Genomic DNA, 13,117 nt, shown 5'->3' on the forward strand with positions numbered 1-13,117 from the left:
TCAGCGGCCCGGCATCACGATGCGGTGACGCAACTGGAGGCCTGTGTTCAAGTCCTGCCACTCGCTCCAGGTGGGTTGCGGATTCGCCTGGGACTCGACATCGATTGTGGCCGTCACCCGCTGCCGCTCGTTCATCAGCAGTGCGAAGAGCTTGGTACGCAGGAACTCCTGTACTTTGAACGACGCGGGGACGATGGCATATCCATCCTCGCGGCGGATCCGGTCGCGCTTCCACTCCGCCTCCACCGTTCCGTCGCCGCTTCGCAACTGGTAGGCGATGCGCGCGTCCTGGCCCAGGATCTCGATCTCGGCTGCAGGGAAGCGGACTTCAATCTCGAAATCCGGCCGGACGCCCGGGCCGAAGTCCTCGCGCGGCGCGCTGGTGGGCAACAGCGCGTAAGTGACGCCGATGGCTAGTGCGATCAGTCCGCCCACCACCGCCAAGGCCACAGAGCCCGCCTGCGCCGCGTCCGCCAGTGTTTGCCAAACGATATAGCCGCCGCCGGCCAGCCCGATCATGGCCGCCACCGGACCGGTCACGACCGCCCCGGTCACCCCCTCCGTTTCTTCGCGCGGGCCGCTGGACGTCCTTACCAGGATGGAGGCCGACCAAAAGACGAATATGCTCCAGAAAGCGGCCGCCCAAACCAATCCGCCCAAGCCGGTGAGTAGTATTCGTGACATCCACACACTAAAGCGTGCCGGCCCGGCGAAATCGATCAGGCCTGGTCAGTTTTCTAAGCGGGCGGCTTTGCCGTGTCAGCCGGAGGCACGATGAAGAGGTAGAGCGTGCGGCCTTCCACGATGAGTTTGCGCTGGGGCGGCCAGTCGCGAAAGGGGAAACTGTGCGACACGATGCGGGTGCCCGCAGCGAGCTCGTGCAGAAAATGCGGGCGGAACTGCTCCAGCAGATTGGGCATCAGGAACACTGTGATCACGCTGGCTCGCGAAATATCGGCCTGGAAGAAGCTCTGCTGGAAGAAATGCGTGCGGCTGGTGACCCCTGCGCGAATGGCATTCCGGCGTGCCTCGGCGATGCGCTGCGGGTCGATGTCATAGCCAATTCCCTCGGCGCCGAACTCGCGCGCAGCAGCGATCGCGATGCGGCCGTCCCCGCAGCCAAGGTCCATTACGACGTCTCCCGGGCGGACCTGAGCCAGGCGCAGCATAGCAGTGACCACGCCTGGAGTCGTCTGGACATAGGGAACATCCAAACCGGCGCCAAACTCCAGGGAAGGGCGGCTTTTGCAGGAGAGGCCGGTCAGCAGGGAGGCTGCCAGAAGCAGGCGGGCGGACGAGCTGTCGCGATGATGGGCGATGGGCATGGACGGCTTCGGCCAGACCGGTCGGCCCCATCTTCACATTCGAATCCGAAAAACAGGGTCTTAGGGTCTCTCCACCATGTTTGACGCCACCCGCCACGGCCCGGTTCCTGGCACCGGATACCGGGTGGCCGTCCGGCGGCAGACCACCCGGCTATGACATGCGTTAGCGGACCGCGAGATCATCCTTGGCGGGCAGCTTCGGGAACGGGTTGTGCGGCTCCATCTGATACCAGTAGCCGACGGAGGCGATATCGTCCTTCAACGGCAGGTAGCGGCCGTTCTCCTTCCAGCCCAGCGCCTGGATGGTGACGCGCAGATCGTTCTCAAAGCGCACCGGATCCGTGATGTGCCAGCGGTAGAGCCCGAAGCGTTGCTGCGACTGATATAGCCCGTCGGGCTTGATCACCTGCGCCAGACCCGTGTACGGCGTCGTGAACGGCTGGTACTGGTGCGTCTCCTGGTTCTCGAAGTTGTATGAGCCGCAGAAGTAGTCCTCCGTGCCCGTGCCGCTGATCGTCGGGAAGGCCTTGTCGCCATCCATGTAGAACTTGATCTCGCCCTCACCCCACCAGCCGTTATTGTTCACACCCCACGCCATGTACGTGCCCACATAGTGCCCGCGGCCTTTCACGTTGTCGAGAATCGTGTAGACCTCCTTATAGGGAAGCGGATTCGTACGCCGGAACTGGGCATGGAAGTAGGCGGCATCGGCCGGCACGGGCGCCTGCGTGTAGTCGATCTGGTAGTAGATCGTCATCGGCTTCTCGTCGATGTTCTCCAGCGTGAACTTGGCCTTCTTGCGGAAGGGCATCGGCCAGTAGGAGTTGAAGGCGCTGCCCGGATTCACGCAGATCGCCTGCGACGTGAGGGGTGCGTATTTGCCCCAACCCATGGCGAAGAAATCGCCCACAGGCACTTCCACCGAAGGCGCCGCCTCGTCGTCCCAGTACATGCGCAGGATGGAGTAGCGCCAGTTGCCCGTGGGCGTCATCCAGATGTGCTGGACCGCACCAGACCCTGTGATCTCGCCCAGCGTGAACGTCTGCCCCGGGGCGATCACAATAAACGGGTTGACCTTCCAGCCCTGCCCCAGCTCCGAGGCCGCGCGTGAGGCCGACCCCTGCGCCGCCATAGCGCCCTTACCCTTCTCCCCCGTGAGGTTCTCGGGGCTGATGGAGAACGTCTTCGCGCTGGCGACCCGATAGAGATTCTCCAGGCTCGAAGTGAGTCCTGTAAACGCGCCGTCCTGGGCGGCAGCCGGCTGCGCCAGCCAGCAGAGTGCGCCGATCACTGCAATCGTGGATGCCTGTTTCATGGGCTGTTTGTCCTTGTGTCGAGATGAAGTGCGGCTCCGTCCCATGCGGAGGCACGGATCCTATTCGAAGACAGGATGTCACAACTGGGCGGCGCGAAGAACCGGCTATGTGCCCACTGTGGCTTTGCGGTCCAGCTTGCCCCAGCCGACCAGCCGCCCCTGGATGGCGTACAGCACCGATTTGCCGATCACATAGTTCATCAACTGCCGGTAAAACAGGCGTTGCGGGAACAACAGCACCAGGTCGCGCGGGCTCTCGCCCTCCAGGTAGTAGGCCAGGAATCCGGTGAGCAGTTCCACGCCCAGGAACGCGAAGTAATACAGCAGGATCACATGCCAATTGCCGGCGAAGAGAGTGGCAATCATGGCCAGGTCGGCCAGCGGCGAGATGGCCCCCAACAGCACCTGGAAGATCCAGATGCTGGGCAGTGCGACAAACCCCAGGGACCCATGGGCGTAGTTGAACAGCGCGTCCCGATGTTTCCAGGCAGCCTGCATGGTTCCAAACGACCAGCGGAAGCGTTGCTTGGCCAGGCTGCGGATGTCCTCCGGAGCCTCGGTGTAGGCCACGGCGCTTTCCTCATAACGGATCTCGTACCCCAGTTTGCGAATCGCCAGCGTCAGGTCTGTATCCTCGGCCGAAGTATCGTGACTGAATCCTCCAGCCTGCTGGATCAGCGATTTGCGCCACGCGCCCACGGCGCCCGGCACCACCGGGATGGCATTGACGAGGTCGAGCGCGCGGCGGTCGAGGTTGAAGCCGTAGATGTACTCCATCGACTGGAACCGCGTCAGCCAGTTGTGGCGATTCCCCACCTTGGCATTCCCGGAAACTGCGCCCACTTTGTCCGACGCAAAGTGCCGCACGAGCAGCGCAATCGTGTTCTCGCCGAAGATCGTATCCGCATCGACGGCCACCAGAATGTCGTGGCGGGCCGCGGCAATGGCCCGGTTCAGGGCGGCGGACTTGCCGGCGTTCTCCTGGCTCAGCAGCGTCACCCGGGGGTCTGCTCCAAACGCATCCTGCAGCACCTTTAGAGTTTCATCGCGGGAGCCGTCGTCCACCACCAGCACCTGGAGGTTGGGATAGCCGTTGGCCAGCACGGATTCCACAGTCCGCCGGATGACCTTCTCCTCGTTATAGGCCGCAACCAGCACACTGACCGGTGGCTGCCAGTTCGTCTCGAAAACGCGCCCGCGCGTCTTGCGTTTCTCCACTACGGCCATGGCAGCGTAAGCCAGGCTCCGCAGCAGCGTCAGGAAGATCACCGAGAGAAACGCCACACCCAGCAGGTAGCTCAGCAGGCCCTTGAAATCCAGCGCCTGCCCCTCGATCAGGGCCCAGCCGCTCTCCTCCTCCGCTGGCTTCGGCATAATCTCGCCACGCGACTTGCCCAGCAATTCGCCAATGGTCACGAACTGATAGCCCTGGGCTCGAAAGGTGTCGATGACACGTGGCAGCGCCAGCAGCGTCGCTGACCGGTCTCCCCCCGCATCGTGAAGCAGGATCACGCTGCCGTTGTCCTTCTCTTCCAGCACCTCCTGCAGGATGGCGTCGGATGTGATCCCCGGCTGCCAGTCGCGCGGATCGATCCGCTCGCCTACGGTCAGGTAGCCCATCTCCTGCGCGCGCCGCACGGGCTCGATCTCCTGCGGAGTCTGCGGTTCGCTATCCGCGTTGAAGGGCGGCCGGAACAGTATCGTGGAACGCCCCACGGCATGTTCGATGATCCTCTGCGTCGCATCGAGTTCCAGCCTCGTGCGCTCCGGCGAGGTCAGGGCGATGTTGGGATGCGAGTAGCTGTGGTTGCCGATCTCATGGCCCTCAGCGTACATACGGCGCAGCAGCGACGGCTCAGCCTCCGCGTTCGCGCCGACCACGAAGAACGTGGCATGGACTTTCCTTTCCTTGAGGATGTCCAGCATCGCCGGCGTGAAGCGGCTGTCCGGGCCATCATCGAACGTGATGCACAGCCGCTTTGCTTTGGCTTTGCCATAGCTCTCCATCACGTAGTAGGTCGGCGCGGAAAGGTACTGTTCGGCAAACGAGCCGTCCTGGTCCTTCCACACCCGGCGCCGCCCCTCATGCGGGGTCTCGGCGATGCGGATGATCTCGCCCTGGCCATACTGGTTCACACTTTGCTGGACGCCCAGCGTCGCCAGCCCCGACGTGTCGAACCCGTGCGTAGGCCAGTTGGCATGCGAGAGCACGTGCCATAGGCCCGGATCCTCACCGCCCAAACGCCACACCCCCACGCCCCGGAAGCCCCTGTCAGCCACTTCCACCGCGTGGTTGAGGGCTGTGATGGCATCCAGGAACCAAACCTCATGCTGTGTGCCGCCGCGCGTGTAGCGCAACACCGGGTTGTCCGTGTCGTCATCCCACTCGACACTCGTCTTGTTCGAGACGGCCGCCGCCATCACGTCGTTAAAGGCCACCTCGGCGGCGCCCCGACCGCCGATCACCCAGTCATACCCGTAGTTCCCAACCCCAATGACCACCTTGTTCGCCGGAGCCTCCTTCAACAGGCGGTCGAGCTGCTTCTCGAACCACTCCTGCGAAGCCACCGGTCCCGGCGTCCCGCTCTGGTAATGCTCGTCATACACCATCGGCACGATGAAGTCGCACAGGTTGGCCAGGCGGCGCAGATCATAGGCTTCATCGTCCGTCGGTACCGCCTGGGTGACCATCAGGCCAGCCCGCTTGAGCTTCTCGCTCACCTGGGCGACGAAGTCGACGAGCTTGTCGCGGTCCGCCCGCTTAGCCATCTCGAGGTCGATCATCACCCCGGCCAGCTTATGCTCCACGACATTGCTGTAGATGTTATCCACCAGGTTCTCGCGCGCCGCCTTGCTGTTGAGCAGCTTGTGCAGGTCATCCGCGCGCCAGCCATCCCGGAAGTTGGTGAGCATCGCCAGCACCGGCAGGTCGGCCTGCCGCGCGATCTCGATGACGGTGGGATCGGATTCGTCCTCAATATCGCCTCGCGCGTTCTTGAGCACCAGCCACTCCGGCGCCAGGTGCGTGAGATGCCGCGCATTCAGGCGCAGCGAGACCAGGCTGGCGCGATCCCAGTTCACGTAATAGCCGACCACGATCGGCTTGTCCTCAGTGACCCTGGCGGCGCGGACCGGCTTGGCGACCGGCGAGGCGCTGCGGACATACTTCAGATCCCTGGCCGCCCTGCGCATCTTGAATGGGATGTTCTTCTCCGCCCGCTCCCCGCGGATGATGCTCGGCACTTCGCCGAAACTGGTGATGTGCTGCACCACGGGCAGGCCGAGCACCGGTAGCTGCGGGCTGGAAAAGGCAGCCAGGCCCAGCAGGACCACCAGCATGGCGACGACGACGGCGGCCGCACCCACGGTGCGGTGGAATCGCGCCCGGCGCCGTCCGGTGGGGTCGTGAAAGACGATTCTGCGTTGCATCCAGGCCAACCTGAAACCTGGGCGGTCCGGACCGGGACCCCCTGCGGATAGGCCAAATTGCGGCCGCCACCTCATCCTGCCACGCCTCACCGTGAAAGAACATCGGAGGTGGTGCATGTGGGCCACCTGCTGGAAATCAGCCACCAGGCGTCAGGCCTGCCCGTTCGCAACTTCTTTGATTTCAAGCTCCTTACTGTTTGGCCGCCGAATTGCACCAGCAGGGGGCAGAGAGTGTTTAGGAGAGCAACCAATGCGTGCCCCAATGATGAAACCAACGTGGCTGGGTGTTGCCGCGGTAGCCTTGCTGGCTATGCCCGTATCCCTTTCTGCCCAACCGGGCAGGCGTACTACCTCCGATAACAGCGGCGTCGGTGTCGCTCGCGTCAGCATGGTGGCCGGCGATGCCAGCCGCCGCCACGGCCGCGATACGATGTCCGCTGAATCCGGCATGCCCCTGGTCAGCGGCGATTCCATCTCCACCGGGCCCGCCTCCCGGGCGGAGCTCAAGTTGGACGATTCGAACTACATTCGCCTCGATTCCAGCAGCGAAATCCTGTTGAAGCAGCTTGGCGAACGGGCCTTCCAGATCAACATCGTGCACGGCTCCGTTTCGTACACAATGATGAAGTACGGCGAGGCCGACGTGGACCTCCGCACCCCCAACGCCAATGTGGTGCCCCAGAAAGACGGCACTTACCGCATTGAGGTGATGGGTCCGAAGGAGAGCAAGATCATCGTGCGCAACGGCGAAGCGGAAGTGCTGACGCCCGCACAAAACCTGCATGTGAAGAAGGGCAAGAGCTTCGTCATCCGTGAGTACGAACACGGAGCCCGCCAGGAGGTCGTCTCGGCGCCCGATAAGGACACCTTCGACGAATGGGCTCAGCGGCGCGACAGGATGCTGGACGACCGGCGCGGCGGCCGCTGGGCTGGTAGCCCCTGGTATCCCGGCCGCGTCCACCTCGGCGTGGGCTGGGGTGGCTACCCCTACTGGGGATCGTATTGGGGCGATCCGCTGTGGGGTCCCTACTGGGGCGGCTACGGCTTCTACCGTCCCACTGTCATCGTTCGCGGTGGCCGCGGGCACAGGCGCTAAACACCATGCCGAGTACGAAACAGGGGGAGCCGACGGGGCTCCCTCTCTTCGTCTCTACAGCCAGCTCGCGGGTTGACCCGTCACGGCCAGGACCCCTTTCCACAGAGCCCCTTCCAAGCCCACCTTCTTCCGGCCATTCGTCGCCATCTCCATCGGCACATGCACCATCCGGTTGTGCACATACCCGATGATGAGCCCCGACCGTCCGGCCATCGCCGCATGGGCCGCATTCCGCGCCAGCATGTCGCACAGCACCGCATCATCCGTATTTGCCGCCAAGCCCCTGATCGCGTAGCTCGGATCGATATAGCGCACGTTGATCGTCTGCCCCAGCGCCTTGAAATGGGCCGTGATCCGGTCTTTGAGAAAGACCCCGATGTCCCCGAACTTCAGATTCCCCGATGCGTCGACTTCCTGCTCGTCCTGGGCCAGGATGTTCTGGCCCGCGCCTTCCGCCACCACGATCACCGCATGCCGCTTCCGCACCAGTCGCTTCTCCAGCACCGCCAGCAGCCCTCGCTCCCCTTCCAGCGCAAACTCCTGCTCCGGAATCAGGCAGTAGTTCACCTCGCCGCTGGCCAGCGTCGCCCCAGCCGCAATGAAGCCCGAATCCCGGCCCATCAGCCGCACCAGCCCCACCCCATTCAACACCGCCCGCGCCTCTGTGTGCGCAATGTCGATCATGGCCCTCGCCCGGTCCACCGCCGTACCAAACCCGAACGTCCGCGTCACGTATTGGATGTCGTTATCCACCGTCTTGGGCACGCCGACTACCGCCAGCGGATATCCCTGTTTCCGTGCCTCCGCATGCAGCTTCAGAGCCCCGCGCTGCGTGCCGTCTCCACCAATGGTGAACAACATCTGCACACCGAGATTGCGCAGGTAGTCCAACATCACAGCCGGGTCCTCCGGACCGCGCGACGTGCCGATGATCGTCCCCCCAATCTCGTGAATGTCGCTGACATCGTCGACATCCAGCTCCATCGGGGGGAAGCCATGCGCCGGATTCAGGCCATGATAGCCGTAGCGGATGCCCAACACCCGCTGTACCCCGTAATGGCAGCGCAGGCTCAGCACCAGTGACCGGATCACGTTATTCAGCCCGGGACACAGCCCCCCGCACGTCACAATCGCCGCGCGCGTCTGGCCTGCATCAAAGTAAATCGACTCCCGCGGTCCGGCCTTTTCGAACAGGAGATTCCCTTCACGCTCCCGCTCCAGGTCCACCGTGATCTGCAGCGGAATGAACTCGCTATCCCGCACGAAGACGTTCGGGTGCGCGGGGTCGGCCTCATTCAGTTTCAACGGAGAAAGATGTACGGCATCGCCGAGCCGGTCGACGGCCACGGTTCTAGGTGTCATGCTATGCGCCAGTCTATCCACTGGCGGACCGGCCCGCCACGATAGAATCGTCGTCGCCATGACCTCCTTCACCCGCCGGACCTTTCTCGCCGCTGCTCCGGCCCTGGCCCAGCCGCCGGCCCGCAAAATCAACATCGCTTTCCTGGGCGCCGCCCACTCTCATGCCGAAGGGAAAATCGCCGCCGTGCGAGCCAATCCGGCATTCTCCCTGGCCGGCATCGTCGAGGATGATCCCAAGTACCGCGCCCGCTACGAGGCCGCCGGACTCCCGCTGCTGCCTCGCGAAAAGGTCCTCTCCGACCCCTCTATCGAAGTCATCGCCGTCGAGTCCGAGGTCAAGCGCCATGCCAGGGACGGCTTCGCTGCTCTCAATGCCGGCAAGCACGTCCACCTCGAGAAGCCGCCCGCCGACAACATGGCCGAGACCCGCACCGTGATCGAGACCGCGCGCCGCAAACAGCGTCTGCTGCAGCTCGGCTACATGTGGCGGCACCACCCCGGCATGAACCTGATGCTCGACGCTGCCCGCCAGGGCTGGCTCGGCGACATCTACCTCATCAAGGGCATGATGAACACCCTGATCACAGCGGAGCAGCGCCCCGAATGGAACCTCTTTCCCGGAGGCCAGATGTTCGAGCAGGGCTGCCATCTCCTCGACCCCATCGTGCGCCTGCTCGGCCGGCCGGCGAGAATCAGCTCTGTGCTGAAGACCAGCGGCGATTTCAAGGACACCCTCAAGGACAACGCGGTAGCCGTGCTCGAGTATCCGCGAGCCGTCGCCGTCATCTCCACGGCAGTCCTCCAGCCCGCGGCAAACCCCTACCGCTGCCTCGAAATCTTCGGAACCAGCGGTACGGCGGTGCTGCGTCCCATTGAGCAGCCCGTTCTGGAGATCGACCTCGCCAAGCCCGCCGGACCTTACAAAGCCGGCCGCCAGAAGGTGGACCTGCCGCCCTTCCGCCGCTACGAGGGCGACTTCGCTGAACTCGCCCGCTGCGTCACCGAACATAAACCCCTCTCCGTAACCCTGGAGCAGGAATTCCTCCTGCAGCAGGTCCTGCTCGAAGCCTCACACATGTAAGGGATACAATCAGGCCCATGGCACGCATCACCCGTCGTACGCTCCTGGCCGCGGCGCCCGTCCTGGCTTCGGCCGCACCGGCACCCACCGGCGTCACGCAGTTTGTGCGCTACCTGCGAGGAAATGAACCAACCCATGGGATCGTCGAAGGAGACCTCATCCGCCGCATCACCGGAGACCTCTTCGGTTCCTTCAAAACCTCAAAGGAGACTGTGAAGTTCAGCACCCAGAAGCTGCTCTATCCCGTCCAGCCCTCCAAGGTGCTGGCCGTGGGCCTGAACTACAAGTCCCACATCGGCAACCGCACCCCTCCCGCGAATCCCGAGATCTTCTACAAGCCCATCACCTGCCTGCAGCACCCGGGCGCCGACATCGTCATCCCCAAGGATTCGAAGAACACCCACTACGAGGGCGAACTCGTCATCGTCATCGGCAAACACACCCGTAATGCCTCCGCCGCCGACGCCAAGGACGCCATCTTCGGAGTCACCTGCGGCAACGACGTCAGCGAGCGCGACTGGCAAAATGGCGCCCAGAAAGACCTGCAGTGGTGGCGCGCGAAAGGCGCCGACACGTTCGGCCCGCTCGGCCCCGGCATCGTGCGCGGCCTCGATTACGCCAACCTCGAGCTCTCCACCAAGCTGAACGGCAAAGTCGTCCAGCACTCGAACACCTCCGACCTGCTCTTTGACTGCCCCACCATCGTCAGCTTCATCAGCCGCTACGTCACGCTGCTCCCCGGCGATCTCATCTATACCGGCACGCCGGGCTCCACCCAACGCATGAGCCCGGGCGACACAGTCGAGGTCGAGATCGCAGGCATCGGGACCCTCTTCAACCGCGTAGTTTAGAAAACCCTGCGTTCCGCCTCTTCAATGGGTGCGTCGTTGATGCTGGCCTGCCGGCGGCGCATCAGTCCATCGTCGTCGAACTCCCACAGTTCCACACCATACGACCGGTACCATTGCCCGGCCGCATCGTGCCATTCGTATTCGAAGCTCACCGCCATGCGATTTCCGCGGAAACCCCATAACGTCTTCTTGAGCTTGTAGTCGAGTTCCTTCTCCCACTTGTGCCGCAGGAACTCCACAATCTCCGCTCGACCCTTCACGAACGTGGTACGGTTGCGCCACTCGGAATCCTCCGAGTACCCGCGCGCCACCCGCTCCAGATCGCGCGAATTCCAGGCGTCCTCGGCAAACTGAACCCTCTTCAGCGCCGTTTCCTGCGTGAATTCCATGACTATTGCCCCAGCGAGACCAGTGGCCAGTCGAGCTTCGTCTGGGCCACGTTGTTGAAGTAATTCGTAAAGATCATCAGCGCCACGTTGGCGACGATCTCGGCGATCTCTCCGTCGTCATACCCCGCCTCACGGATCTCCGTGAAGGCCCCATCGGTCACCTTACCGCGCTCGGCCACTACAGCCAGGGCGAAGTCGAGGGCGGCCTGGGCCTTGGGGTCGGCGGACTGGCCTTTGCGCGCAGCGGCCAGTTCTTCCGGCGGGAGGCCACGCAACTTGCCCAGCGTGGTGTGGGCCGAGAGACAGTATTCGCAGCCATTCGCCTGGGACACGGCAATGGCGATCTGCTCCCGCAGTTCCGGTTTCAGCGCACCTTCCGCCAGCGCGCCGGTGAGGCTCAATGCGCCGCTGAGAACGGCGGGCGACTGTGCCATCACCTTCATCATGTTGGGGACGCGCCCCAGTTGCGCCTTGACGCCGTCGAGAAGCTCTTTGGCCTTGCCGGCCGCATTCGTGTCTACTGCAGTGATTCGTGACATGCTTCTGTAAAAGCAGCTGGGCGGCCAACACGTATACCATTCAAAAAAAGTGACTTAGCTAGTCCTGAGACGTCATGAAATCTCATGAATTATGAAGATTCATGAGTCGATCGTGAAATATCAGCATCTTCCTGCTATGGACATCAGCCTGCTGCCGTCGATCATCCTCGCCATCGCCGAACAGCGCTCCCTCGATGCCGTTCTCGGCTCCATCATCCAGGCGATCGTTCAACAGGCCGACATCGGCCTGGCCCGGATCTGGTTGAAGGAGACGGGCTCCTCCTGTCCCTCCTGCGATGCTTCGCCTGAGGTGGCGCTCCACTTGCGTGCCAGCGGAGGATGCCCCCTGGAAGCCGGAGTCGACTGGCGCTACACCGCCGGCCGGTTCCACCGCGTACCCCTCGATTCGAAGCTGAAAGTGGCGGGCATCGCCGCCACCGGCCGCGGCGTGCGCATCGACGACCTGGCGGCCGACTCACAATGGGTAGGCGAGCCCGATTGGATCCGTCGCGAGAAGCTCGTCAGCTTCGCCGCGCACCCCATGGTCTTCCACGGCGAAGTCCTGGGCGTGCTGGCGGTGTTCCGGCGCGTCATTGCCGATGATGCCTGCTGGGAGTGGCTGCGCGTACTGGCCGATGCCGCCGCCGTCGCCGTCGCCAATGCCCGTGCATTTGAAGAGGCGGATAAGCTCCAGAGAGAACTGCGACTGGAACGTGACTACCTCCGCGAAGAGGTCTGCGAGGTGGGGTCGTTTGGCGAGATCCTGGGCCACAGCGCGGCACTCCAACGCGTCCTGCGCCAGGTCGAGATGGTCGCGGCGACGGAAGCGACAGTCCTCATCCTCGGCGAAAGCGGCACGGGCAAAGAGCTCATCGCCCGCGCCATCCACCAGCGCAGCGCCCGTGCCCGCAAACCGCTCGTCAAAGTGAACTGCGGCTCCATCCCGCACGAACTCTTCGAAAGCGAGTTCTTCGGCCACGTCCGCGGCGCCTTCACCAGCGCGGTCAGCGACCGCGTGGGCCGCTTCCAGTTGGCCGACGGCGGAACGCTCTTCCTCGATGAGGCCGGTGAGATCCCCATGGACCTTCAGGCCAAGTTGCTGCGCGTCCTCCAGGAAGGGGAGTTCGAGCGGGTCGGCGAAAACGTCACCCGCCAGGTAGACGTCCGCGTAGTGGCCGCCACCAATCGCGATCTCAAGGAAGAGGTGGCCAAAGGACGCTTCCGGCTGGACCTCTACTACCGGCTGGCCGTGTTCCCCCTGGAGATGCCGCCCCTGCGCGATCGCCGCGAAGACATTCCAGAACTCGCGGCCCGGTTTGTCAGGCAGGCCGCCGCTCGCTTCCATGTGGCCGAGCCGCGCCTCAACCACCGCGAGCTGCAGCGCGCCTTGCGCTACGACTGGCCAGGCAACATCCGGGAACTGCAGAACGCGATCGACCGCGCCGTCATCCTCGCCCGGGATGGCCGCCTGGAATTGGACCTGCCCGAGGGATCCGCCAGCTTACCCGCAACGGTCGCCTCCGAACCGGCCGGCGTCATTCCGGAGTCCCGCTGGCGCGAGATGGAAAAGGCCAACCTCACCGCGGCTCTCCAGCGCACCAACTTTCGCGTCTCCGGCTCTGGAGGCGCCGCCGAACTTCTCGAACTGCATCCGGCCACGCTCAGCTCCCGCATGAAAGCCCTCGGCATCCGCCGCCCTGGCATTTCCTGAACCCTGTGTTATTCTTGCT

General features: G+C 63.7%; 11 protein-coding genes. 4 read left to right on the forward strand and 7 right to left on the reverse strand.

The genetic code is table 11. The features are described 5' to 3' along the window. The 4 genes from ACR9Y2_RS12290 to ACR9Y2_RS12305 form a co-directional block, all read right to left on the reverse strand. A complete protein-coding gene (locus tag ACR9Y2_RS12290) occupies window positions 1–684 on the reverse strand; it encodes a hypothetical protein (RefSeq protein ID WP_435041587.1) in 684 nt (227 codons plus the stop codon). Between the two features lie 53 nt (window positions 685–737). After that, entirely contained in the window at window positions 738–1,325 is a 588-nt protein-coding gene (locus ACR9Y2_RS12295; RefSeq protein ID WP_435041588.1) for an SAM-dependent methyltransferase, read from the reverse strand. Between the two features lie 163 nt (window positions 1,326–1,488). Next, entirely contained in the window at window positions 1,489–2,640 is a 1,152-nt protein-coding gene (locus ACR9Y2_RS12300) for a glycoside hydrolase family 172 protein (protein ID WP_435041589.1), read from the reverse strand. A 105-nt stretch (window positions 2,641–2,745) separates the two neighbouring features. Beyond that, window positions 2,746–6,069: a glycosyltransferase gene (locus ACR9Y2_RS12305; RefSeq protein WP_435041590.1), complete on the reverse strand. Its 3,324-nt coding sequence runs from the start codon at window positions 6,067–6,069 to the stop codon at window positions 2,746–2,748. Between the two features lie 250 nt (window positions 6,070–6,319). On the opposite strand from ACR9Y2_RS12305, the gene ACR9Y2_RS12310 reads away from it, so the two are divergent. Then, complete coding sequence (locus ACR9Y2_RS12310) at window positions 6,320–7,165, forward strand: FecR domain-containing protein (protein WP_435041591.1); 846 nt, start codon at window positions 6,320–6,322, stop codon at window positions 7,163–7,165. Window positions 7,166–7,219: 54 nt separating this feature from the next. Here ACR9Y2_RS12310 and ACR9Y2_RS12315 read toward each other — a convergent pair whose 3' ends face one another. After that, window positions 7,220–8,527: an ATP-dependent 6-phosphofructokinase gene (locus ACR9Y2_RS12315; protein WP_435041592.1), complete on the reverse strand. Its 1,308-nt coding sequence runs from the start codon at window positions 8,525–8,527 to the stop codon at window positions 7,220–7,222. Between the two features lie 58 nt (window positions 8,528–8,585). On the opposite strand from ACR9Y2_RS12315, the gene ACR9Y2_RS12320 reads away from it, so the two are divergent. Both ACR9Y2_RS12320 and ACR9Y2_RS12325 read left to right on the forward strand, forming a co-directional pair. Next, window positions 8,586–9,608, forward strand: coding sequence for a Gfo/Idh/MocA family protein (locus tag ACR9Y2_RS12320; RefSeq protein WP_435041593.1), 1,023 nt, complete (start codon window positions 8,586–8,588; stop codon window positions 9,606–9,608). Window positions 9,609–9,625: 17 nt separating this feature from the next. Further along, window positions 9,626–10,459, forward strand: coding sequence for a fumarylacetoacetate hydrolase family protein (locus ACR9Y2_RS12325; protein ID WP_435041595.1), 834 nt, complete (start codon window positions 9,626–9,628; stop codon window positions 10,457–10,459). On the opposite strand, the gene ACR9Y2_RS12330 is transcribed toward ACR9Y2_RS12325, so the two are convergent. Together ACR9Y2_RS12330 and ACR9Y2_RS12335 are read right to left on the reverse strand one after the other, a co-directional pair. Next, window positions 10,456–10,848, reverse strand: coding sequence for a nuclear transport factor 2 family protein (locus ACR9Y2_RS12330; RefSeq protein ID WP_435041597.1), 393 nt, complete (start codon window positions 10,846–10,848; stop codon window positions 10,456–10,458). The genes ACR9Y2_RS12325 and ACR9Y2_RS12330 overlap by 4 nt on opposite strands. Before the next feature lie 2 nt (window positions 10,849–10,850). After that, window positions 10,851–11,387, reverse strand: coding sequence for a carboxymuconolactone decarboxylase family protein (locus tag ACR9Y2_RS12335; protein WP_435041599.1), 537 nt, complete (start codon window positions 11,385–11,387; stop codon window positions 10,851–10,853). Between the two features lie 91 nt (window positions 11,388–11,478). On the opposite strand from ACR9Y2_RS12335, the gene ACR9Y2_RS12340 reads away from it, so the two are divergent. Beyond that, window positions 11,479–13,098: a sigma 54-interacting transcriptional regulator gene (locus ACR9Y2_RS12340; protein WP_435041601.1), complete on the forward strand. Its 1,620-nt coding sequence runs from the start codon at window positions 11,479–11,481 to the stop codon at window positions 13,096–13,098. The last annotated feature ends 19 nt before the right edge of the window (window positions 13,099–13,117 follow it).

Origin of the sequence: Paludibaculum fermentans (genome assembly GCF_051172195.1) — a bacterium.
Taxonomy (GTDB): domain Bacteria; phylum Acidobacteriota; class Terriglobia; order Bryobacterales; family Bryobacteraceae; genus Paludibaculum; species Paludibaculum fermentans_A.

Coding starts and splice junctions, on each gene's coding strand:
- ACR9Y2_RS12340 (WP_435041601.1), top strand. CDS start 11,479: ATGAAGATTCATGAGTCGATCGTGAAATATCAGCATCTTCCTGCTATG.
- ACR9Y2_RS12335 (WP_435041599.1), bottom strand. CDS start 11,387: ATGTCACGAATCACTGCAGTAGACACGAATGCGGCCGGCAAGGCCAAA.
- ACR9Y2_RS12305 (WP_435041590.1), bottom strand. CDS start 6,069: ATGCAACGCAGAATCGTCTTTCACGACCCCACCGGACGGCGCCGGGCG.
- ACR9Y2_RS12330 (WP_435041597.1), bottom strand. CDS start 10,848: ATGGAATTCACGCAGGAAACGGCGCTGAAGAGGGTTCAGTTTGCCGAG.
- ACR9Y2_RS12310 (WP_435041591.1), top strand. CDS start 6,320: ATGCGTGCCCCAATGATGAAACCAACGTGGCTGGGTGTTGCCGCGGTA.
- ACR9Y2_RS12295 (WP_435041588.1), bottom strand. CDS start 1,325: ATGCCCATCGCCCATCATCGCGACAGCTCGTCCGCCCGCCTGCTTCTG.
- ACR9Y2_RS12290 (WP_435041587.1), bottom strand. CDS start 684: ATGTCACGAATACTACTCACCGGCTTGGGCGGATTGGTTTGGGCGGCC.
- ACR9Y2_RS12300 (WP_435041589.1), bottom strand. CDS start 2,640: ATGAAACAGGCATCCACGATTGCAGTGATCGGCGCACTCTGCTGGCTG.
- ACR9Y2_RS12325 (WP_435041595.1), top strand. CDS start 9,626: ATGGCACGCATCACCCGTCGTACGCTCCTGGCCGCGGCGCCCGTCCTG.
- ACR9Y2_RS12320 (WP_435041593.1), top strand. CDS start 8,586: ATGACCTCCTTCACCCGCCGGACCTTTCTCGCCGCTGCTCCGGCCCTG.
- ACR9Y2_RS12315 (WP_435041592.1), bottom strand. CDS start 8,527: ATGACACCTAGAACCGTGGCCGTCGACCGGCTCGGCGATGCCGTACAT.